We start from the raw sequence: 23,162 nt of genomic DNA, 5'->3' as shown, positions 1-23,162 counted from the left end.
TCATCCATTCATACACATTTTCAAATCCAGAAGCATTTTTTCTTCCAGCTTTTCTTGTGCTTTCGCAAGCTTTTTGCAATCTTCTTGATACATCTCATCAATGACACGTTCTTTTTCTTTTACTTGCTCTAAAAGGCTTTCATTTTTTTGAATAAAACCTTCCGTTTTTTTAATTTTTCGATTCCATTCTTCTATTCTTTCAGGTGAAAACGTATGTGAAGAAAGCATGCCAGCCATAATACGTTGCCCAGTTTGTACGACTTTACTACGCGATTTCACAACATATAAATCATATTCTTTTTTTTGTTCTATTTTTCTTTTTTCAGCTGTTAATTCATACACTTCTTTTAAAATATGTTCTTTTTCTTGGTTTATTTGCAATTTTATTGTGTCGTACTGCTGTTTATCCACCTGTTTTCATAACCCCTTTCTATTATAACGTTCTCTTTTTCTATTATATAGTTTTTTTCCAAAAAAATCTGTGAAATATTAAAAAACAAAAAAATAAGACCTCTTATGCAGAGGCCTTATACTATATGCTGTATCGCTTCAACGATATCATCAAATTGGAAACTATCCGATCGACCTTGCTTTAAAAATGTATTTATGCCTTCTACTTTATTTTTACATTCAAAAATATAAGCATTTTCTTCATTTTGTTGAATCGTTCCTAGCTTAAAATACAATTCATTTTCTTTATAAATTGATAAAATCTTTCTCATTTCATTTGCAAGTTGCCAATGATGTGGCGAAACAATTTCTTCCATAATCCTACTTACTGAATCTAATACTGAAATTGCAGGATAATGACTAAGCGTTGCAAGCTCACGCTTTAATACGATATGTCCATCTAAAATACCACGTGCTAAATCTGGTACAGGACCATTTAAATCGTCCCCATCAACAAGCACCGTATAAATACCTGTTATAGATCCCTTTTGTGTTTTTCCGGAACGCTCTAACAACTTCTTCATATAACTTTCCATTAACAGTGTTTTACCACCAATCGGTAACTCTTTAACAGCAATATCAACACTTCTTCGTGCATCGGCAAAACGAGTAACAGAGTCCATCATAAGTAATACGTTATTGCCTTGATCACGGAAGTATTCAGCAATAGACGTTGCGAGTTTCGCTGCACGAAGTTGCATAAGGTGACTTTCATCTGACGTCGCTACAACAACGACGCTTTTTCGCATACCTTCCTCGCCTAACTCTTTTCGAATAAAGTCTTTTACTTCCCGGCCACGTTCCCCTACTAAACTAATAACATTTATATCAGCTTTTGCATTTTTTGCTATCATTCCAAGTAAAGTTGATTTACCAACACCTGACCCAGCAAAAATACCAATCTTTTGACCGATACCAATTGTTAGCATAGAATCAATTGATTTTATTCCTGTTTCAAATACATCGGTAATCTCTTCACGTTCAAATGCATGTATAGGTGGTGCATCTAGTTTTATTTTCTGTAATGGAATGTTTTCAGCTTCCTCATTTAACACTTCACCATTTGCACTTAACACTTTTCCGAGCAAGTGATTACCACGTGGTACAACAACATCTTCTGAAACTAATGTTACTGAATCTCCATAACATACTTTTTCTGTCTGTTCAAATGGAAGTAGCATATTATTTTCCTTTTCAATGGCAATCACTTCACATAAGACGTTATGTTCTCCAACGAAGCAAACATCACCAATCTTCGCTTTCGGCCCTTTTGCTACGAAAAACTGTTCTTGTACACTATGAACTTTGCCTACTTTCGTATACAGCGGTGTTTCAATGAACTTATTCCATTTTTCGTTCTCATTCATTAACAGGCGGCTCATACATTTTGCTCCTCAAATAACTTCTCTTCTTCCCATTTCTGACGAAGTTTCGCAAATATAGGTGCAAATTTAAATTCAAAGAACTCTTTCTCTTCTTCCAGAACAAATTCACCAAACTGCAGGGAGAAATCATATTTCCATTCTACTAATTGTAGTAACCAATATTCTTTCGTATTCTCCTTCTCTTCTTGAATACGTTCAAACGTTTCTGGATGTACTGTAATGATTAATTTTTCAAACGAAGTTGGCAATGTTTGCACGATGCCAGTTAAAATAGGTAACACATCAAGCAATCGTGAATCTACCGCTTGATTCACGATTTTTTCTGCTAGATGAAAAGATTGATCCCATAATAACTCTGTCCATTCATACGCTGTTTCTTGTTGTTCTTTTTGAAATTGCACACGCGCTGCTTCCATCTGTTCCATTTGCTCATGAATATGCATTTGAAATTGTTCTTTATCTTGTAATAACTGCTGCCGCTCTCGTTCTAGCATTTGCTTCTCTTGCCTTAGCTGATTCATTTCCATATGTAACGATTCTTGCTGGGCGCGAAGTTCTGCATGATCAGCTTGTAATTCTTCCTCTTCTATTTGAACTGAAGCTGGTTTTGGAAATTGTAATTCATACGTTTCTTCAGAAAAAGAAACAGAATTCTTCGGAATTCTGTTTTTAAATAAGGACATCCTCTTCACCTCTTTGAACGATAATTCTTCCTTCTTTCTCTAGCTTTTTCACTGTACCAGTGATCGTTTGCTGCGCTTTTTCAGCATCCGTCATCTTAAGCGGTCCTAAGCCATCTAATTCTTCTAGAATCATCTCTTTACGGTTTGAAGACATACATGTAAATAATTTCTCTTTAATTTCTTCTTTTGCAATTTTAAGTGCTTTCGCAAGAACACCGTTATCTGTAATTTCTTCTAATACACGGCGAAGCGCAAGATCTTCAAGACCAAGTAAGTCTTCAAAGACAAACATATTTTCTTTAATTTTCTCAGATAACTCATAATCGACTTCATCCAGCTTTTGAAAGACTGTTTTTTCAACACCTCGTGAAACATTATTTAAAATATTTACGATTGTTTTCAAGCCATCAGTTTTATTAATTGCACTAAATGCCATATTATTTAATTTCGATTTTAACAACTCACCAATTTGATTAATTAACTCACCATCAACTTGTTCTAGTTTCGCTATACCCATTACCGTTTCAACGCGCTTATGATCTGGCAATCTCTCAATTAATTGAGACGCAAGTTGCGGTTTAATATAAGAAGCGATAATTGCAATTGTTTGTGGTGACTCATCATTAAGCACTGTAAGAAGTGGCTCTAAATCTGTAAGTGAATTTAAGAACTCAAACGGATTATCTTTGTTATACCAAAGATCTTCCAATAATTTTTCCAGTTCGTCTTCTGGCATGTTTTTAAATATGCGACGAATGTATTCTTTATCTGGAGTGACTAAGTTCAATTCTTTTACATTTAGTTCATATAAGAACTCTCCTAGTACATTTTCTAACGTTTCTGGTTTGTATACACGAAACTTTGCGATTTCACGAAGTAATACTTCTTTTTCCTCAGCTGTCATATATTCAATGACTTTTGCTGCCACCCCTTCTTCTAATGTACGAATAAGGATGGCAGCTTTTTCTTTGGAGGAGATTTCATCTAACATCGTTGTTCCTCCCTTACTGTCCGTTTAACCATTTTTTAATTACTTTTGCAGTTCCTTCTACATGTTCTTTCGTAGCATCCTGCACTTGTTCATCTAACGTAGGTTCTTTCGGTTCTTTCGGTTCTTCTGGTTCAGGTTTTGGCTCTGGCACTATTTTTTCTTCAGGAATTTCCAAGATACTTTCATTACTTGCAGCAATTTCCTCTTCTGCTAAGTATTCTTCATATTCCTCTTCTTCTTTCTTTCTCTTACGTCTTGCTAATAAGAACCATACTAGACCACCGATTGCTAATAAGCCAGCTGTAATTCCACCGAATAACCACCAGTTCATACCACTTTTTTCTGGCTCTTTCTCTTTTTCGGCTTTCGGCTGATCGAACTGAACAGTTACAACGTTAACTTGACCATTTATAAAGTTACCGTTCGGATCAGCTTGAAGTCCTGCCGCTGTTCCGATTGCTTCTTTAAAAGTTGTCATATCAATTCTACGTTTTACTAACGTATCATTATCTACCCATACAACAACATTCGTTTTCGTTAATTCTGGGTGTTTCTTAATTGTTTCAACTGTTTTATCTATTTCATAATTTTCAATTTTGTTGCCATTTTTATTATCGTAGACAACTTTACCATTTTGATTATTGTTCGTACCGTAGTTTGGCACTTCACCGTTAGCTGTAATACCAGCACCTTGCTTCGTATCTGCCCCTTCTTGCGCAGTAGAGCTTTCCTCTTGCTCTTGTTTACTACGAAGTACACCTTTATCACCATACTTCTCTGACTGACGTGTAACTTCATCGTAGTTTACAGATACTTTCGTATTCACTTTATATTCATTCGGTTTAAACATCGTCATTAACGTTGCATCAATGTCTTGCTTTAATTTACCTTCAAGTTGGTGCTGCATCTCTACTTCTTTCTCGTAAGAAGAGGAACTACTAGAATGTGCTTCATCTGCTCCTTTTGAGATAACACCTTTTTTACTATCAATAACACTTACTTCTTCTGCTTTCACACCAGGAACCGCTGCACTAATCATTTGCTGTATACCTGCAACTTGATCAGCTGTTAACAATTGTCCACGCTTCACTCCAACCGTAATCGCCGCTGTTCCTTTTGCTTTTTCTTCATCAAAAATTGTCTCTTTTTCAGGCAATGTAATTTGAACATTTGCCGTTTCAACTGTCGCAAAGTTTCTTACAATATCTTGTTCCAATTGCTTCTTCGTACCGACAATTTGCTTCATTTTTTTATCTTGTTCACTTGAACCGAGAGAGCTTTCTAATAAAATTTCTTCACCGCTTTTCGAATTAAACGGTAAGCCCATCCCATTCATTTCTTTTCGAACCCATGGAGCATCATTCTTTTGCACACGAATCGAACCATCGGCCGCTAATTGGTAATCGACACCTAACTTCGATAATTCTGCTGTAATCTCTTGTTTATCTGCATCATTTAAATTTTGATATACAACAACATATTTATCTGGCAAGGTGAAGTATAAAAGTGCTCCTGTTACAATCGCTAAAAGCGCAGCACCAATTACTAACTTATGCCACGTTTTTAACGATTGAATAACATTTTTCATCTTTTCCATTTAAACACACCCGTCCACTTTCCTAAATTTGCATATTAATTAGTGACTTATAATTTTCAATAAGATTATCACGTACGAGAGCAGCTGTTTTCATTTGAGACTCAGCTTTCTTTTGCTGAATTAAAACGTCATGTGTTTCTCCTACCCCTTTAGTTAGTAAATCATATACTGCTGTTTGCGCATTGTTTTGCGTTTGATTCATATCTTCCAATAAATCAATAAACTTTTTCTCCGGAGCTACAGATGTTTGAGCAGTTTTCGGTGCACCAATTGACTGAATTGCTCCAAATGGTTGTGTATGTAACATTGGTTGAATTTTCATATTACTATCTTCCCCCTTATCCTCGGCCGATTTCTAAATCTTTATCAAGCATTTTTTTATTCGCATTTAATACACTCGTATTCGCTTCATACATTTTTTGAGCAACCATTACATTCGTCATTTCAGCAGTTACATCAATATTGGGATAACGTACATATCCTTCTTCATTTGCGTGCGGATGCGTCGGATCATACACTAAATTTTCCGTTTTGTCTGCTTCAATACTTTTTATTTTTACTCCGTTAGTAGGAGCCCCATCTAGCATACTTGCAAAACTATTGTTTGATTCTAGCACCACACTACGACGCTCATATAAATCTGCCCCCGGAGCCGCCGTCGTATTTGCATTTACAATATTGTTAGAAGTAACTTCCATCCACTTTCTCGCTGTCGTTAGTCCTGAGCCACTTGCATTAATTGCCTGAAACATCCGTTGTCTCTCCTTCTACTTTTAACGTCCGCGTGCCGCTTGGTTAATTGCATATTGTGTATTAATTGCGTTAACTGAAATACCGTATAACTGATTTGCTTTCATTAAATCTAGCATTTCTGTCGTTACATCCACACTATTTCCGTCTTTATTCGTTTGCATTGATTTTGTTTGAATCTTTGCATATGTATTTTTCGTATTTACTGTCGGCAAGTGCATTTCATTCGTTTGATATAAATCTGGATTACTCTTTAAATCAGCCGCATTGTTTTTATATAATGCACTACTTTTATTCATCTGCTCAGCAAATGTTACATCTTGTGCTTTATAGCCAGGTGTATTCGCATTTGCAATATTACTAGAAACCGTATTTCGTTTCGTTACTAAATAATTCATATAATGGCTTACATCACTCACTAAATCTGGCATATTCCACACCCTTCCTTTTCTAACGTAATGATCCACTGATAGAAGTTTCACTTCATTATTTATTTTCTTATATGCGTTTATTAAAATATTTACTATTATGTACCCTTACATATTTTATTCCATTTTTTCATTGTTGTCTTTAGAAAAATACAAAAATATAAAAAAGAATGCAAAAAACTGTATACACACAGTAATCTATAGAACATTTCAATATATAAACTAAATTCCATTTTTCTATTATTTAGATTACAATTATTATTTCATCACAGTCATAAAATGAAACCTCAATCAGCGGGTTCTTTGTGTAAACGAAGGAATAGACCCCCTTTTAAAAGGGGAACCTGTTTCCAGACGTTATTATTAATATTTACCGTAAAATGAATTAGCCTTCATTCGCCCATCATTTGTCATAATCATTTCTTCCAAAATCTTTTGCTTATCCCGAATATGCTGTGCTGCCTTAATAATGAACGGGCTTACTTCTGCTGCAACTTGCGCACGCGTTTCTTCATCCAATGTCATCATCCAGCGATTTAACATCTCACTCTTCTCAGCAAACTCTCTGTCTGACACTTGCAATTCACCGATTTCATTAAAACAGCTGACAAACGTCCGATAAATATCATTGTTCATTTTCAAGTGCTCCGCGGTAACCGTCTATTAAATCTTGTAACACTTTCACAATTGCATCAATATCTTTCGCTTCACGCGTTACTTTCATCGTTTGAATTTGAATGCTAATCCAATCATATAAACCATAGAGACTATCATATAAATCTTTCGTAATCTCAGGGTTTAATTGAAGCTTTAGTTCTTCAAAAATACGTTCTAATTTTTCAAGAAGTGCGTCCCCTTCTTGAAGTTTAAAAGTATGTAAAAGTTCTTCTAAATTACGAAACTCTACAATACATCTTTCATAAATAAAAATTGTATTTTTAATCGGATTACTCGTCATAATATCATTTTGCATATAACGTTGCCATGCTTGCATACGATCACTTCCTCAACTTTCATTAATCATCACTTTTTTGTTTTGTCATTGCTTTAATTGTTTTTAGTTGGCTATCAAGCGCCGCCAATGTACTCTCTAGCTTTTGATACTTCTTCACGATTTCATCTTGCTTTTGCAAGTTTTGCGTCTCAATATCTTTAATCTTTTTATCTAAATCACTTACACGTGAGTCAATGTTTTTAACTCTCTCGCCGACTACACCTTTATCACCGAATAGTTTATCAAGCGGTTCTTCCATCATTTTTCCTAAACCGTTAGAACTAAAGAAAAATTGCTTCGCTGCATCGGGTTTTTCTTTTAATGCTTGTGTTAATTTTTCATCATTAACTTCCATCGTTCCATCTTGCTTTAATTGAATACCAAATGTGAATAAATAATTACCATCTTGAGAAAATGTTACGACATTGTTCATTGCCTGACGTACACTTTGCATAATAGCTTGCCCTTGGAAAGCTCCACCTTTTCCAGCAAAGATATCTACTGTAGAAACAGCTTTATTATAATCAGCTACCATTTTTTTAATAACATTCGATGCATCTGTTACGTTTGAGTCATTTACTGTAAATTTTAGATCTATACCTTTTGCTTTTGGATCTGTTGTTGTACCAGCATCTGGCGCTCCTTCTACTTTCGGCTCAGTTACCTTTAACAACTCAATTTTCACACCAGGAAGAGCTTCAATTGTATTAGTAGAACCTTCACCTTTGATACCATTAATAGTATACATAGCATTTTGCGCTTCATTGATTGTATTAAGTGCTACGCCATCCGCATTAGCTAAACCAATATCTTGAAATAGTGTAGATGTGTTCCCCTCAAACTTAATTACTCCATCTGTTCCTTCTTTTTTCGAGGTCATGAAAATTTTATTTCCAAGTGTATAAGCTGATACGCCATAATCTCCATCATTAATCTTATTAATTAAATCTTTATATGTCATATCAGTTGTTACTTTTAGTTCTTTACCACCTAGTTTTAATGTTTCATCTTTAGGAAGCTTCGCATTTATATCTTTAATGTCATTTGAAGCTATTTGATGACGCTGTGCAAGCTGTGTAATCGTCATATTAAAAGTTCCTGCAATCGCACCACCATCAGCTTTTACATTAATATAACCGTCTTGTGTTGTCGTTACTTTTTTCTCATTTCCTTTAAAAGCCGCTAAGTTTTTAAAAGTTTGTGTAAAAGAACTAAATTCTGATTTTAAACTTGTATATAGTAGTTTATCATTTGTAAGGTCATTCTTTTCTTTCGTATACGGTGTTTTTCTCATATCTAAAGCATTCATTTCTAATTCGACGAAGTTAGAAGTATCGATCATATTATTTCCGAGGTTCCAAATTTGTTGTCTACCACCAATACCTGTCATCGTTGTTCCTGCCATTTTTCTCACTCCTTATAGATTACATGTAGTCTAAAATACTCGTTTTACTCATCGTACTAACCGCTTTAAGCGTCGCTTCATACGTCGCATTTATATATGCCAAGTCAGAAATTGCGACCGCTAAATCAACATCCTCAATTTCTTTACGGTTTTCTTGAAGCGCTAAATTTTGCTCACTTAAAATTGTTTTAAACGTCTCCATTGTGTTCATTGTTGAACCAACTTCAGTTGTACGGTTAATGATGCCATCTAAGTTTTTCTTATTTTCTCCTAATAACGGTTGTAACGCTTTTTGGTCACCTTTTTGCATCGCTTCGCTCATCTGTTTTAACGTTTTTATAACCGGTGATAATAATGCTTCTCCGTTACGAAATGCCTTTAATTCATAACCATCATTTAATTGCCAGTTCACATCATTTTTTCCGCCCTGATACGTACCATCTTCTGTAAATGGTGACTTTTCTGCACTATCACCACCGAAAATATAACGACCTTGCTCTTTCGTATTCGCTAAATATACAACTTGTTTTAAAATTTGATCAATCTCTGCACCGATGGCTTTCAATTCTTTTTCACCATTTGGCTCATTTAATGCCTGTACCGTTAATTGATCTGCTCTTGTTAAAGATTTAAAAATACCTTGTAAAGTATTTTCAGTTTGTGTTAATACATTTTTTGAGTCAGCTAAATCTTTTTGCATTTGTTCAATATTCGCCAATGAATGTTGAATCGCAAATGATTTACTCGCTGCAAGTGGATCTTCACTCATAAGAAGATTTTTCTTCCCTGAAGTTACTTGGTTTCTATGGTATTGTTGTTGCACATTCAAATCCATTAACTGATTCTTTGCCCAGTTTGCATTTTGAAATGTAGATACTCTCATTTCTATCTCCTCCTTATATATTTCCAATCAATTATTATCACTTATCGAATAATCGAAAATAGACTATCAAACACTTCATTCATCGTAGTAATAGCTTTAGAGTTTGCGACGAAATATTTTTGGAAGGCCATTAAATTTACCATTTCCTCTTCCATATTTACACCTTCAACGCTCATTTTTTCTTGCTGAATACCTTCTAGTAAATCGCCATGAATTTTTTGATAACCATTTACTGCACTTTTATCAGATGCAACACGAACTATAAATTGGTCTAATGCTTGTTTATAAGAAAGACCTTCTTTATAATCTCCATCTGTAACTGCTGCTAGTTTATTTGCTGTTTCAGCAGACATTTTCATTTTCGAAACATCTTTTTGGAATTCTGGATTTAACTTCATATCTTTTGCATAATCTCCAACGAAGAAATCTTTTCCCATCACTGTATTCACTTGATTTTTCACTGAATTCATTAAGTCTTCGAGATTTTTTTTATAATCAACAATCTTTGCTTTCGTATCAATCGCTGATTTTATCGCTCCGCTAGTTACAGAGATTTCTGAACCGTAAATCTCAACTGACATTGGGTCTTTTTCTTTATTTAATTGAAGTGGATATGTATCTTGTCCATTTACTGTTAAAATACCATTCATTCTAACACTTGCGATATTAGGATTCATAGATTCATAAGATACTTCGATGTTTGCATACTTAGACATCTCTGTAACGATGCGATCTCGTTCGTCTAAAAGTTGATTCGGCACTTGTGTACCCGCTTGTCCAATTTTATGATTCGCTTCTGCTAAACTAGCAGCAAGACGATTAAATTCATTAACATGCGCTTCAATATCTTCTGCCGTCTGTGCTTCCACTGTATCTAAGTTTTTCGCAAGACGATTCACTTGACTTGTGAACTTCCCAGTTTCAGAAATTAATGTATCGTAGTAGTTTGGTTGCTCTGGATTTTTTGCTACTTCACGAAAGGCATTAAAGAAACCGTCCATTAAACTAGATAATGAATTCTTCCCTGTCGTTCCAACCATAGACTCTACACGTGATAAAGTTGAATTCATGTAGTTATAGTAAGAGAGCTGAGATAATTGATCATTAAACTGCTTCGTCTTTACCTCATCAGTAATACGGTCAACACCTAGCGTTTGTACACCGTAACCAATTCTCTGTTCTGGCGTATGACCATTGCTTGCTCCAACAGATCCGTAATTCACCATTTGACGCACATAACCCGGTGTATGAATGTTAGACAAGTTTTGTTTCGTTGTTTGTAACCCCATTTGAGCCGCTAACATGCCCGATAGCGGTGTATTATAATCAGATAATCTCATAAAGCTTCACTTCTCCTTTACAATAGTTCGTTCATAAAGATTTGCGAATTATTGTTTCGCTCTAAGTTATATTCAGAAACAGAATCCACAATACTTTCTGTAGTTTTTAATAGTACGTTTAAGTAATATTGATTTTTCAAAAGAAGCATTTTTACATTCTCTTCTAATTCAGTTACGTTTTTTTGTAATTCTTCCATTTTTTCAATTTCTTCTTGAGAAAAATACGAAAATAACGCACTTACACGAAACGCTTCAACTCCTTGTTCTTTACAGAACTGAACAACCATTTCTTCTAATGAGCTTGATAACCCTTTTAAACCATCAATGTACTGCAATTGCTCTACTTGCAATTTTTGAACTGCATTTACATTTTTATTTTTTAAATTCTCATATATTTGCTCTCCAAGCGCTTGAATATTTTCATACGCTTTTTGAATAATAACGAGTTTTTCATATAATTGTATGTACATATAGCTTCCTTCCTTTTACAAGACTAAATTCACAATTAAACCATGGATTTCTCCAATTTGATTTAACATTTCTAAATGTCCTGTTTTCGTATTAATTAAATTCATAACATCTTCTAATTCATTCAATCCCATTTCTGCCTGTTTCACAATCGTCATTTTCTGTGAATATCCGTAACGCGGGTGACGAGACATGACATCTTTATACTGCAATACATTATCCACGTAAAAATTCAAAAATGATTTTACTGTATTTTTGTATTCCATTACATTATCAAGCGTTAATTCCATTTCAATTTTCTCTTTAATTTCTCCAATATTATCGACAAAAGCTTCCATTTGTTCTAGTAATTTATCTTTTTTCGGATCTGCATGCAAATTATCCGAAAATGCAAGTCCTGTCCTGACATTTGCTTCTTTCGGCATTTGAGTAGCAGGCGGTATATGCGATAAAATTGGATTATGCGAGATAGAACGTAGCATATATATCACCTATTTATTTTTTTATTTCTTCCTAAACTTAATCGTAAAATCCAGTTATTTATAATTATACTCTGAACAGTAATATTTTGCAGTTATTTTTTATAAAAGATATGTTACAATTTAGCATGAGGTGGCACAATTCTATGAATATTTTCCTTTGTGGTTCAAATCAATTAACAGCATTAGATCAAGAAGAAATTAAAAAATTTTTAACTGACTATGCTCACAAACATAAAATTTACATATTATGTTATAAATCTATCGAAAATGAGGTTCTTCGTTTTTTCGTTGAGAATGAAAGACTCGCTCAAAATTTATGCCTTTACACGCTGCAACCATTGCAAGCAATAACAGATGAATTTCAAGAAGTCGTTGATTACTTAAAAAAACACGGAGCCGAATATATTGCTTTTGATCATCCTTCTGACTCCATTTACCGATCAGATTATATGTTTTTTATTAAACAAATTATTGAAGACACTGATTTAGTTCTCTGTTTTTATAATGGGGACAAACATACATCTGTCATCCCTGTCGATGTTGCAAAAGAAGCAGGTATTGATGCTGTCATTTATGATTTACCAGGATTACATGAAAAGCAAATGAAAAAAAGCTTTGAACAAAAAATTCGTATGATGTAAAGGGGGAGGCACAATATCATTATTGTGCCTATTATAAATATGATAATTGAACAAGATTATGATCATTTTATCGCGAGTTTTAAACAACAATTCAATATGGATATCGCTTCGTATAAGCAAGATAGAATGCGCCGTAGAATCGATGCTTTCATTTCGAGAAAAGGCTTTGAAAACTACACTAATTTTTTAAACAAATTACGCGCTGATCAAAATTTATTTTTAAATTTTATTGACTATATTACAATTAACGTTTCAGAGTTTTTTAGAAATAAAGAACGATGGCAAACTTTAGAGTCGAAAGCACTACCAAAATTACTCGAACAAAATAGCGGAAAATTAAAGGTATGGAGTGCCGCTTGCGCTGCTGGTGAAGAACCATATACACTCTCTTTAATTTTATCAAAGCATCTAGCTCCATTTCGTTTTGAAATTCAAGCAACAGATCTTGATTTTCATATTTTAGAAACCGCAAAACGCGCTCAATATACAGAACGTTCGTTAAAGGAATTACCTACTGATTTGAAAGAACGTCATTTCACAAAAGAGAATGGTCTATATTCATTGCATCAAAACATTAAACAAAACGTCTCGTTTAAACAACATGACCTTTTAATGCAGTCATTCGATACAAATTATGATTTGATTATTTGTCGTAATGTAATGATATATTTCACAGAAGAAGCAAGAATAAAACTTTACGAAAAATTTAGTCGTTCTTTACGAAAAGGCGGTGTACTATTTGTTGGTAGTACGGAACAAATTTTAACACCCGAACGTTACAATCTTCAGCGATTTGATACATTCTTCTACGAAAAAATATAAAAGAGGTCGTCACAATGGAGTGACGACCTTTTTACATAACTCGAATTAAAATAATACCGACAATCCATATGAAGAGAAAAAGAAACGTCATAGACCATTTATGTTCTTGCATCGTTTGTTTCAATGCCTGTGATAATTGTGTCATGTTCATTTCCGCAAGCGCTCTCCATACACTTACATCCCGATCTTTAGCAATGCGGTCTGTAACGCTAATTAAAATCGTTTCGTTAGACAATTTCGTTATATAAGCAGTAATAACCGTTACCATCAAATTTATATTTCCTTCTGAAGAATCACTTTCCACTCTAGAGATGAGTGCACTTACATCTAGTAAAGGAATATGTACTTTTCTACCAAATGATAGTTGCACTTCAGCGAAATCATATGTTCCATCTAACAAAGGAAGTTCTTTTATATGCGCCTGCTTAATAAGTCCTTGCAGGCTTCTAATTACTTGTTCAAACACTTTTTCTGATTGCTTTCCTTCTTCAGATAACGTATGTAACTTTTTAAAAAGTTGTAACACTGTATCCATCTCTTTAGAAAGCATTTCCTTCATAATCTTTCCATCACTTAAACTTGCAAGTAAAATACCTATCTCATTATTTTTCGAAATAATTTTAGACTGTCCAGTAAACACTAAATTGCTACGCTTTCGTTCTTTCTGGATTTCATGTTCCGAAATAGCTGCAGGCTGTTTTAATGGTTGTAGCGTCTTATCTTCAATTGTCGTACGTTTAATCTCCATTTAAGCGCCTCCACTACTATGAAATAATTAGCCCCATTCTTTATTACTCTTTAAAACTAAAAACAGTACGAACAAACCTGACATGATAGTAAATACATCCGAAGCTTGTACTCCCTGTTCACCTTTTTCTTCTTCCTTGTCTTTCGTTTCTTCTTTTTGTTCTTTCTTTTTAGAGACAACTTGTTTGTTATTTTTCTCTTTTTGGTCCTTCGCCTTATGTACTTCCTTGTTGTCTTCGAACGGCTCTTTTATAACGTAAGTAAATTCCTCTTTCTCTTTCAACGGTTCTTTTATAAACTTATTTACTTTCTCATCTTGCTTCGGAATTTGAACAACCGGCAATTTTTCTTCTAGAAGCGGGTTTTTGATTTTCAAATCTTCTTGCTTCTCATTTTCTTTCTTATCTTCTAATTCATTTTCTAGTTTATTATCTAATTTCTCTTCTTTCTCTTTCTCTTCTATCTTTTTATCATCTTCGTTTTTTGGCGCCAAAACAGAAATGGTATATTCACTTTCTTCAACAAGTTTATTACCTGCTGCATCTATTATCTCTACAAGTAATTCGTATGGCCCAGCCGGCAATGCTTCTGTTATTTCAAATACTTTTTGCCAATCCATATCATGCTTGTTGTAGTCTAATAAAAACGAAAGCTCTTTATTTTCTTTCCCTTTTAATGTAACGCGCACTTCTTTTACAACCGATTCTATATCTAACGCTTTTACTCGTATATGTATAGAATCTCCCTGTTTTCGTTCAACTAAGTTCTCTTTTACTTCATCAATAGTAACTTTCTGTAACTTTGGCAATTCTTTATCTATAGTTGGCGTTTCATTTTTAATACGAATGAGCGGGACTTTCACTTCATTTTTTACGATTTCTTCTTTCTCATTCTCTTTGTAACTTTGAACGAGTTGAAGATTCCAATCACCTTGCAAATCAAAATTCCCTGCTTTATAGTTAGCAACCCAGCTCTTCGTTTCTTCATCATACTCAAAAGATAGTATTCTTTCTTGCGCATATTGCTCGCCATTTTTTTGTAGCTGCAATATACCTTTCATACTTTGAATGTTTTTCCCATTTGGTTCTACAGCAATTCGCACTTCTTCGCCAACTTTAAGCTCCGGCTTATTTACTGTAATAATTCCCTGTTCCGTTTCTATCTTTCTTTCATTCAATTGTTTATTTGCTACTTCTTGTTGTTCTACTTCTTGTTGCTCTGCTTCTTTTTGTTTCTCTTCATCTTGCTTCGTTTCCACTTGTTCTGACGATTCTTGAGATTCCTTATTTTCTTCTTGTACATTCACTTCATTTATTTTTTGATCTGACTCAATTTGTTCCTCAGCCTGACTTTGCAAGGGGAAGAACAAGCACACATGTATGCATAGCCAACTCATTAGAAAAAACTTTACGTTTTTCATCTACTAGTTCAAACTCCTATTTCAATGCCTTATAGTGATTTCGTCACTTTTACTCCAAAAAATCCATCTACATTTACAAGTTCACCATACGCCACTAATACATCATTTACATAAATACGAATCGGTTCATCAATATCCTCATCTAGTACAACTGCTTCATTTTCTTGTAAACTTAATATATCTTGAATCGTTTTCACTGTACTTCCAAATACAAATTTCACGTTCATTTCTACATTTTGTAGAATGGACGTGTCCATATATACTGGTTCCATTTGTTTTACTTCTTTAAATTCAATAGGTTGCACAACTGGTTCTACAATTTTTTCTTCTTCAATTTCTTCTGTGGCAATCTCTTCTTCTTCCACCATCGGATACAGAAGTCGCCTTACCATTTCTTTTGCTTCGGAAATTGGCAAAATTTGATACATCTTCGATTGAAGCAAATCGCCAATTTCAAGATTGAACGTAATTTGAACGAGTTCGTCCACTTCCATTGACTCTCCCAAATATTCCATTTCTTCTTTTAACGTTACAAATTTAACATTTGGCGGCGTCATGTCCATTTTTTCTTGAAACATTTCTGACATCGCCGTAGCAGCATGACCCATCATTTGGTTCATAATTTCTTTAATACCGCTCAGTTCTAATTCAGTAAGCTCTTTTTCTGGGTCAACTTCCCCTGTTCCCATCATCATTAAATCTACCATTGTTAAGGCAACATCTTTCGTAAATACGAATACATTCTCATTCTTTAGCCCTTCAACAAAGTCGACATTTAAAATAACAAATGGTACTGGTACTCCATCATAATGACGAACATTGATTGCTTCCACATTTGGTGTACTAATTGTAACTGGCTGATTTAAAAGCGTTGACAATACTGTTGAAGCGGAGCCAATTGAAATATTTGCAATTTCACCAAGCACATCTTTCTCTTCTTGTGTTAAATGCTCTTTTTCAACTTCTTCTACAATCTCAGTTTCCACTACTTCTGCTGGTTCGTCTGTTTCTTCTACTCCACCAGATAATTGCATTAATTTATTTACCATTTGTTTCGCATGCTCAACTGAAACAATTTGTACAAGTTTAGAGTTTACAAGATTATCTATCTTTAAATCAAACGATACTTTAACAATCGTATGATTCCCATCGATTTCAGAGATTTTCTCCATTTCTTCTGATAACTTTACAACTTTAATCGTCGGCGGAGACATATCTACTGTATCTTGGAAGAATTCCGACATAGATGTAGCTGCGAATCCCATCATTTGATTCATCGCTTCTTGTACAGCACTTAGCTCTAATTCACCAAGTTCTTTTCCGTCCTCGACTTCACCTGTTCCCATCATCATTAAATCAGCAATGGACAATGCAACATCTTGCTTAAGAACAAGAAGGTTTTCCATATCTAATCCTTTTGTAAAATGAATGTTTAATACAACATGTGGAACTTCGACATCTCTTGAATCATATAAATCTACCAACTCTATACGAGGAGCAGTAATGCTTACTTGCCTATTTAAAATTGTTGATAATACAGTCGAAGCTGAACCAAATGATATATTTGCAATTTCGCCAAGAATATCGCATTCTTGGGGCGTTAAATGCTCATTTTCTTTTTCTAGCACAATCGTGCTCGTATCCCCTTTTGTGTGTTGCTCAGGCATTTTCCCTGCCTCCTCATTTCTGTTTTTCTATCAAATAATATAAACTCTTATTTTATTTTAGCAAACTCATTAGTATAAAACGTTACTATGTATCCCATTATTAGATTCGTAATGATTAGCCAAAAAGCTCCCCAATTGTATACAAGTGGGGAGCTTTCCTTCATTCCTATTATAAACCTTCTGGGTTTAAAATGAGGACCACTCGTCCATCACCGAGAATCGTCGCACCAGAGAAATAGTTAGAACTCTCTGCAAAGAAGTCACCTAATGACTTTAAGACTATTTCTCTTTGACCGATAATTGTGTTTACAATAAGTCCATAGCTGCGATGTGTGTTACGAACAATTAACACAGGAACCATTTGACCATCATATGACGCAAACGCCTCATCTACTGTTTTTTCACCAAATACAGTACTTAAATGTTTCACTTCAATAATTTGATTACGATAATTTAACACATCTTTTCCTTGTAAGGATTGGATGTCTTCTCTCTTAATTCGAATTGCTTCAACGATATTTCCAAGAGGTAAAGCATAACGCTTATCATTCGTTTGAACAAGCATAGATTGAATAATAGACAACGTTAATGGAAGTTCAATTCTAAATGTACTTCCCTTTCCTTCCTCAGAATCAATAATTAAATGTCCACCTAAACTATGAATCGTATGTTTTACAACATCTAATCCGACACCGCGTCCAGAAAGATCTGATACAACTTCAGCTGTACTAAATCCTGGTTGGAAAATAAGATCAAACACTTCACGATCTGTTAATCTATTCGCATCCGCTTCAGTTACAACGCCATTTTTAATCGCTTTTTCTAATACTTTCCCTTTATTAATACCGTTTCCATCATCCGTAATTTGAATAACGACATGATTTCCACTATGAAAGGCTTCTAATTTAATCGTACCTGTCTCATTTTTACCTGCATCACGTCGTTTTTCAACAGTTTCAACACCGTGATCGATTGCATTTCGAATTAAATGAACGAGCGGATCGCCGATTTCATCAATAACAATTTTATCTACTTCAGTACCTTCACCTGTAATTTGTAAATCGATTTTTTTCCCTAAATCTTTCGCTAACATACGTACCATACGCGGGAAACGATTGAACACAGTTTCAATCGGCACCATACGCATATTTAATAGTACATTTTGAATATCTTTTGAAATATCGCCTAATCGATTTAAATGTTCAATTAGCTCCTTGTTTTGAATCGTTTGAGCCAATTCATCAATGCGCCCACGTTCAATTACACTTTCTTCAAACATATTCATTAATCTTTCGATTTTCTCTAATTGAACACGAATTGAACGATTCTCCACTTTAGCATTTTTCGTTTTTGTAGTACTTTTAGCTGGCATAGTACTTGAAGGTTGATTCGTTGCCTCTATCGGTGATTTTACTTGCGTAACCACAGCAGGTTGTAGCTTTTCTTCTACTTGCACAACTTCTTGTGTCACGACTTTTTTAGAAGCTACTTCCTTCGATATAGGTTCTCCTTGCTTTACTTCCACTTTCTCAATTTCAGAAACATGAAGTACTACTTGTTTCAACTCTTCTATACTACAATCCGTATCCATAAATACTGTAAATTCAAATCCGAAAGCATCTGCTTCAATTTCTTCAATACTCGGAGCTGTTTTTTGTATATTCCCTATATTTTGCAATGCTTCAATACACATAATGGCACGTACTGCTTTTAAAATCGCTTGCTGTTCAACTGTTATATGCACTTCATGCGAAACTGCATCATCGGTGTCTATATGATTTTGCTCTATATGTTCCGTAGGAGTTTCTACATTGCCGTTCAATAATGCTTCTAATTTCTGTTTAGTTGAGGCTACATCAATATTGCCCATTCCACCTTGTTGCACATCTGCAACCATCTTCTCCAAATTATCAATGCACTCAAAAATCACATCAATAATATCCGCATTTACAACTATATTTCCATGACGAATTTCATCTAACACATTTTCCATCTTATGCGTTAAATCAGCCATTTCCGTAAATTCCATGCTCGCAGACATACCTTTGAATGTATGAGCGGATCGGAATATTTCTCCTACAACATCCATATCAGCAGGATTTTGTTCTAACACTAGCACATTTTCATTTAGCGACTGTAAATGTTCTTCTGACTCTTCGAAAAATATATTTAATAGATCTGTTTGCATTTTTATCCCCTACCTGTCTAACAAACATTTCATTTATGTATAACAATTTAGTGTTTTACAATGAGAAAAAAGGGGGCCACACGTCGATCCGCTATCACTGTTTTGATTCCTTGTGGCACCCCTTCTATATTAACTATTTGCTACTTTTGTTAAAGCTTCAATTACACGATCCGCTTGGAATGGCTTTACAATAAAGTCTTTTGCCCCGCCCTTAATTGCATCTAATACCATACCTTGTTGTCCCATTGCAGAACAAATAACAACCTTTGCACTTGAATCAATTTTAATAATTTCTTTTAATGCTTCAAGCCCGTCCATTTCTGGCATAGTAATATCTAATGTTACAATATCAGGTTGAAGTTCTTTATACTTTTGAATTGCTTCTACCCCATTCTCTGCTTCGCCAATAACTTCAAATTCAGCATTACTTTTTAATAAGTTTTTAATCATCGTTCGCATAAACATCGCATCGTCTACTACTAAAATTTTATGTGCCATTCTTTTTAATTCTCTCCTTCTATGTATAAATATATCTTAATATTTCACCTTATCATTCTCACTCATTATACAAAATAAAATGATAAAATTTAATATTTTTTTAAAAGAATTTTCGTGTTTTTATTATTTTATTATTAAAATAATAATATACTACTCTTTTATATAAATAACAACGCGACGGTTTTTTTCCCAGTTTTGCGGTGAATCATTTGGTACAATTGGCTTTGTGTCTGCATATCCTACCGCAGCTAGCCTTTTATCGTCCACATTATACACTTCAATTAAATGGTGAATCATATTTGCCGCTCGTGCTGAAGATAACTCCCAATTAGAAGGGAATTTCTCGTTATGAATAGGTCTACTATCTGTATGTCCCTCTACAACAATTGGGTTAGGTACGGATTGAAAAAATCCAACTAATTGACTTATTATCCCTTTCGCTTCGGGCTTAACGTTCGCATCGCCTGTATCAAATATTAAATTATCTACTATAACGACGCTTACCCCTGTATCCTCTCGATATACATTCACTTGACTAATACCGTTATTATCTACATATGCTTTTAACTTCTTATATAATTCATCCATTCTCTTTTTTGAAATCATTTTTTCATCATTTTTTTCATGTGAAATATCCGGTATTGTATTTTCCATTACTTTTGCATCTACTTGCCCCGTATCACTAAACTTTTCAAGCATCTTTGACAATTTTACTGCATCTTGCTTTGATGTAGCAACTAGTAATACAAAGAAAGTTAATAATAACATCGTTAAATCTGTAAAAGTCGTCATCCAACGAGGCGATCCCTTTTGCGGTCCTTTACTCATCATACCACTCCTTGAAATATTAGGCTGCTCCTTTTACCTTTCTTACCTTTGTTTCGTATACGTATGTATCCAGTTTCAACTTTAATTTAGAAGGGATTTGTCCACGATACAATTCTGAAATTGCTTCTATTACAAACTTCTTCTCTGTATATAAATCTTCAATACCACGATATACTTTTTCCGCAAGAGGGATTGCAATCATATTCGCAAGTACAGACCCATATAATGTCGTTAACATCGCAACTGCCATTCCTGTACCAATTTGCGATGTATCTTGTAAGTTTTGGAGCATAATGATAAGACCGATTAACGTACCAATCATTCCCCAAGCTGGAGCAAAATCACCAATTTTATCTAATAATGCTGCTCCTTTTCTTAACTCATACACTTCCGTTTCAATATCTTTCAATAACACTTCTTTTAATTCATCTTCATCGTAACCGCTTAACATTAATCGAATTCCTTTTTGAATAAAAGGATTGTCTACTTGCTCTCCATCTACCTCTAAAGAAAGCAAGCCGTTCTTTTTAGACTTTTTCGAAAAATCTACAAACAAATCCGTTAACTGTTCTAAATCTTCTTCTCTTCTATGTAAAACAGTAAAAATGCTTTTCGTATATTTTTTTATTTCTCCAAATCGATATGCCACAACAATTGTCGCTGTTGTTCCCCCTATGACAATTAAAATAGATGAAATATCTAAAAAGTTTTTGAAAGCTTTTATTCCACCGCCACCAAGCATAATTGCCGCTATCACTATAATGAAACCTACTATAATGCCCACTGGGCTAGAAATATCAAACTTCCTTTTTCTTCTTTGTGGTCTAGCTAATACTTGATTTTTCTCTCCCATATTTCTGCCCTTTCCTTTCCATTTTTATATAACATTTTTTTATTTTAATAATACGTTTTCACATATAACATGTATTATACGCTTATCATCTGTTTATCGCAATATACTCATAAAATTGACACATTTCATTTCTATATTAGAATTATGGTATGAATAAATGAGGAGGATCACGATGGAACACAACATTTTACAAGTCATTGCATTAGCAGAAAAACTAAAATATGAAATGCGACATAGCTGGCTTTCCAACGGACGTCAAGAAAGTGTTGCCGAACATACATGGCGGATGTCTCTAATGGCCATTTTAGTTGAACCTTATTTGGATCAAAAAGTAAGTATTGAGAAATTACTTAAAATGGTTATTATTCACGACCTAGTCGAAGCCGAAGCTGGTGATATTCCTGCTTTTGATACAATGAATAGTCACGAATTACAGCTACAAAAACAAAAAAATGAACTGGAGGCTATTTTAAATATTAAACAAACGTTAACAGGTTCTCTCGGCGAGGAATTATATGACTTATGGATGGAGTTTGAAGCGAAAAAAACGTACGAAGCAAAAGTTGCTAATGCACTCGATAAACTTGAGGTGAAAATCCAACATAACGAAGCTGATATTGATACGTGGCTACCAATTGAACATAAAATGACATTCCAAGTAGCAAAGCATACAAACTTTGATTCTTTCCTATCTAAATTACAAAAAATTATTGAACAAGATGGAGAAAAGAAGTTAATTGCTGCCGGCATTGATGTTGAGGCATGCAAGCAATAATGAAATAAGACACTCAACAAGAGTGTCTTATTTCATTATTGTTGATATAGCCTGCTTATAAATAAGCTGTTGTTTTCCATCCACTAAGATTAAAACTGTAAATTTATCCACTCCAACAACTTCTCCTACTATTCTAACGCCACTCTTTAAGAAAATTGTAACTGTACCTTTTTCTTCTTTTATTTGTTTATACAATTCTTCCTGTAAATGTTCCAATTACTGTCCTCTCCTTTCTGTGAAACATCTTAATATAAAAAACTATAAATTTTTTATTTATGCACTTTGTCTTTTATGTTCATAAACTTATTAATAAGTATATCTAAATCACGACTAAATAACAAAACTTTATCATGATCCAATCCGTGTCTCGCAACAAGTTGAATTAACTCTTTCTTTTTGTTTTCTATTTTATTTTTTAATTGTCCCATCTCCATCTCTATACTAAAACTCCCTTTTCCCATAATATTACTTGTAAAATTATAGTACATATTCTCTCATAAAAAAATAAGAAAATGGTTTTTTTTACAATTTTTTATTTTTTATGCCTAAATTATGAATTACGTAAAGGTTTATTTACAAATCACTAACATGCAATCCTAATGAATCTACAGGCATTTGTCTAATTATAAATGAGACTGGCTCGTTTTCTATACAAAAAACATACTGTATATAGTAGTCCATGAACCATATAGATTAACTTACTAAAAAGGAGGAAAACATATGAGTTATGGTGGAAGTTGCGCTGGTTTCGGCGGTGGATTTGCTTTGCTTATCGTACTATTCATCCTTCTAATCATCATCGGATGTAGCTGTTGGGGCGGCGGCGGATACGGATATTAATATATCCTATCCTTGAAAAATGAACTA

The 23,162-nt window shown here is 34.1% G+C and carries 28 protein-coding genes; 4 read left to right on the top strand and 24 right to left on the bottom strand.

The features are described 5' to 3' along the window. From BHV55_RS08655 to BHV55_RS08585, 15 genes are all read right to left on the bottom strand, one after another. Positions 1–411 carry a hypothetical protein gene (locus BHV55_RS08655; protein ID WP_000360855.1) on the bottom strand — a complete coding sequence of 137 codons (411 nt, stop codon included), beginning with the start codon at positions 409–411 and terminating at the stop codon, positions 1–3. A 116-nt stretch (positions 412–527) separates the two neighbouring features. Then, positions 528–1,832 carry a flagellar protein export ATPase FliI gene (gene fliI, locus BHV55_RS08650; protein ID WP_000088695.1) on the bottom strand — a complete coding sequence of 435 codons (1,305 nt, stop codon included), beginning with the start codon at positions 1,830–1,832 and terminating at the stop codon, positions 528–530. Next, entirely contained in the window at positions 1,829–2,518 is a 690-nt protein-coding gene (locus tag BHV55_RS08645) for a FliH/SctL family protein (RefSeq protein WP_000051691.1), read from the bottom strand. The genes fliI and BHV55_RS08645 overlap by 4 nt, the downstream gene beginning before the upstream one ends. Continuing rightward, on the bottom strand, positions 2,505–3,509 hold the full coding sequence (fliG, locus tag BHV55_RS08640; RefSeq protein WP_000883364.1) for a flagellar motor switch protein FliG: 1,005 nt from the start codon (positions 3,507–3,509) through the stop codon (positions 2,505–2,507). The genes BHV55_RS08645 and fliG overlap by 14 nt, the downstream gene beginning before the upstream one ends. Positions 3,510–3,522: 13 nt before the next feature. Then, on the bottom strand, positions 3,523–5,106 hold the full coding sequence (locus tag BHV55_RS08635) for a flagellar M-ring protein FliF C-terminal domain-containing protein (protein ID WP_070757118.1): 1,584 nt from the start codon (positions 5,104–5,106) through the stop codon (positions 3,523–3,525). Between the two features lie 22 nt (positions 5,107–5,128). Next, positions 5,129–5,428, bottom strand: a complete 300-nt coding sequence (gene fliE, locus BHV55_RS08630; RefSeq protein WP_069604190.1) for a flagellar hook-basal body complex protein FliE — start codon at positions 5,426–5,428, stop codon at positions 5,129–5,131. 16 nt (positions 5,429–5,444) lie between these two features. After that, on the bottom strand, positions 5,445–5,858 hold the full coding sequence (flgC, locus tag BHV55_RS08625) for a flagellar basal body rod protein FlgC (protein WP_000484680.1): 414 nt from the start codon (positions 5,856–5,858) through the stop codon (positions 5,445–5,447). Positions 5,859–5,879: 21 nt separating this feature from the next. Beyond that, on the bottom strand, positions 5,880–6,338 hold the full coding sequence (gene flgB / locus BHV55_RS08620; protein WP_372588481.1) for a flagellar basal body rod protein FlgB: 459 nt from the start codon (positions 6,336–6,338) through the stop codon (positions 5,880–5,882). A gap of 309 nt (positions 6,339–6,647) precedes the next feature. Beyond that, positions 6,648–6,920 carry a hypothetical protein gene (locus BHV55_RS08615; RefSeq protein WP_001058088.1) on the bottom strand — a complete coding sequence of 91 codons (273 nt, stop codon included), beginning with the start codon at positions 6,918–6,920 and terminating at the stop codon, positions 6,648–6,650. Continuing rightward, positions 6,910–7,278 carry a flagellar export chaperone FliS gene (locus tag BHV55_RS08610; RefSeq protein WP_001149516.1) on the bottom strand — a complete coding sequence of 123 codons (369 nt, stop codon included), beginning with the start codon at positions 7,276–7,278 and terminating at the stop codon, positions 6,910–6,912. The genes BHV55_RS08615 and BHV55_RS08610 overlap by 11 nt, the downstream gene beginning before the upstream one ends. Positions 7,279–7,300: 22 nt before the next feature. Further along, on the bottom strand, positions 7,301–8,683 hold the full coding sequence (locus BHV55_RS08605) for a flagellar hook-associated protein 2 (protein WP_000929291.1): 1,383 nt from the start codon (positions 8,681–8,683) through the stop codon (positions 7,301–7,303). A gap of 19 nt (positions 8,684–8,702) precedes the next feature. Then, a complete protein-coding gene (locus BHV55_RS08600; RefSeq protein WP_001266403.1) occupies positions 8,703–9,566 on the bottom strand; it encodes a flagellar hook-associated protein 3 in 864 nt (287 codons plus the stop codon). A 41-nt stretch (positions 9,567–9,607) separates the two neighbouring features. Continuing rightward, positions 9,608–10,906: a flagellar hook-associated protein FlgK gene (gene flgK / locus BHV55_RS08595; protein ID WP_030024825.1), complete on the bottom strand. Its 1,299-nt coding sequence runs from the start codon at positions 10,904–10,906 to the stop codon at positions 9,608–9,610. 17 nt (positions 10,907–10,923) lie between these two features. Next, positions 10,924–11,376 (bottom strand): hypothetical protein, encoded by a 453-nt coding sequence (locus BHV55_RS08590; RefSeq protein ID WP_000275882.1) that lies wholly within the window; start codon positions 11,374–11,376, stop codon positions 10,924–10,926. Between the two features lie 15 nt (positions 11,377–11,391). Beyond that, positions 11,392–11,856 carry a YaaR family protein gene (locus tag BHV55_RS08585; RefSeq protein ID WP_000946323.1) on the bottom strand — a complete coding sequence of 155 codons (465 nt, stop codon included), beginning with the start codon at positions 11,854–11,856 and terminating at the stop codon, positions 11,392–11,394. 143 nt (positions 11,857–11,999) lie between these two features. Here BHV55_RS08585 and BHV55_RS08580 point away from each other — a divergent pair, with 143 nt between their 5' ends. Beyond that, complete coding sequence (locus BHV55_RS08580) at positions 12,000–12,497, top strand: flagellar motor switch protein FliG (RefSeq protein ID WP_070757119.1); 498 nt, start codon at positions 12,000–12,002, stop codon at positions 12,495–12,497. Between the two features lie 39 nt (positions 12,498–12,536). Then, positions 12,537–13,319: a CheR family methyltransferase gene (locus BHV55_RS08575; RefSeq protein ID WP_000582874.1), complete on the top strand. Its 783-nt coding sequence runs from the start codon at positions 12,537–12,539 to the stop codon at positions 13,317–13,319. Positions 13,320–13,350: 31 nt separating this feature from the next. On the opposite strand, the gene BHV55_RS08570 is transcribed toward BHV55_RS08575, so the two are convergent. The 7 genes from BHV55_RS08570 to BHV55_RS08540 form a co-directional block, all read right to left on the bottom strand. Further along, entirely contained in the window at positions 13,351–14,067 is a 717-nt protein-coding gene (locus BHV55_RS08570) for a hypothetical protein (RefSeq protein ID WP_000403962.1), read from the bottom strand. 27 nt (positions 14,068–14,094) lie between these two features. After that, positions 14,095–15,486: a transglycosylase gene (locus tag BHV55_RS08565; protein WP_070757120.1), complete on the bottom strand. Its 1,392-nt coding sequence runs from the start codon at positions 15,484–15,486 to the stop codon at positions 14,095–14,097. A 29-nt stretch (positions 15,487–15,515) separates the two neighbouring features. Further along, entirely contained in the window at positions 15,516–17,153 is a 1,638-nt protein-coding gene (locus BHV55_RS08560) for a flagellar motor switch protein (protein ID WP_001115014.1), read from the bottom strand. A 169-nt stretch (positions 17,154–17,322) separates the two neighbouring features. Next, on the bottom strand, positions 17,323–19,341 hold the full coding sequence (locus tag BHV55_RS08555) for a chemotaxis protein CheA (RefSeq protein ID WP_070757121.1): 2,019 nt from the start codon (positions 19,339–19,341) through the stop codon (positions 17,323–17,325). Positions 19,342–19,470: 129 nt separating this feature from the next. Continuing rightward, a complete protein-coding gene (locus BHV55_RS08550) occupies positions 19,471–19,839 on the bottom strand; it encodes a response regulator (RefSeq protein ID WP_000940568.1) in 369 nt (122 codons plus the stop codon). Positions 19,840–19,989: 150 nt separating this feature from the next. Then, positions 19,990–20,667 (bottom strand): OmpA family protein, encoded by a 678-nt coding sequence (locus tag BHV55_RS08545; RefSeq protein ID WP_000033627.1) that lies wholly within the window; start codon positions 20,665–20,667, stop codon positions 19,990–19,992. A gap of 19 nt (positions 20,668–20,686) precedes the next feature. After that, complete coding sequence (locus BHV55_RS08540) at positions 20,687–21,520, bottom strand: flagellar motor protein MotP (RefSeq protein WP_065704461.1); 834 nt, start codon at positions 21,518–21,520, stop codon at positions 20,687–20,689. 172 nt (positions 21,521–21,692) lie between these two features. On the opposite strand from BHV55_RS08540, the gene BHV55_RS08535 reads away from it, so the two are divergent. Next, positions 21,693–22,295, top strand: a complete 603-nt coding sequence (locus BHV55_RS08535; protein ID WP_003312897.1) for an HD domain-containing protein — start codon at positions 21,693–21,695, stop codon at positions 22,293–22,295. A gap of 27 nt (positions 22,296–22,322) precedes the next feature. Here the strand turns inward: BHV55_RS08535 and hfq are convergent, their stop codons facing one another. Then, positions 22,323–22,511 carry an RNA chaperone Hfq gene (gene hfq, locus BHV55_RS08530; protein WP_000400665.1) on the bottom strand — a complete coding sequence of 63 codons (189 nt, stop codon included), beginning with the start codon at positions 22,509–22,511 and terminating at the stop codon, positions 22,323–22,325. A gap of 53 nt (positions 22,512–22,564) precedes the next feature. Beyond that, a complete protein-coding gene (locus BHV55_RS08525) occupies positions 22,565–22,783 on the bottom strand; it encodes an aspartyl-phosphate phosphatase Spo0E family protein (protein WP_000291688.1) in 219 nt (72 codons plus the stop codon). A gap of 232 nt (positions 22,784–23,015) precedes the next feature. Between BHV55_RS08525 and BHV55_RS08520 the strand changes: the two genes are divergently transcribed. After that, a complete protein-coding gene (locus BHV55_RS08520; protein WP_000120179.1) occupies positions 23,016–23,135 on the top strand; it encodes a YjcZ family sporulation protein in 120 nt (39 codons plus the stop codon). Positions 23,136–23,162 lie beyond the last annotated feature (27 nt).

The organism is Bacillus sp. RZ2MS9 (genome assembly GCF_001816185.2).
GTDB classification, from domain to species: Bacteria; Bacillota; Bacilli; order Bacillales; family Bacillaceae_G; genus Bacillus_A; species Bacillus_A cereus.
The sequence above is the reverse complement of the archived record's forward strand: the minus strand, read 5'-3'. Positions and strand labels throughout refer to the sequence as shown.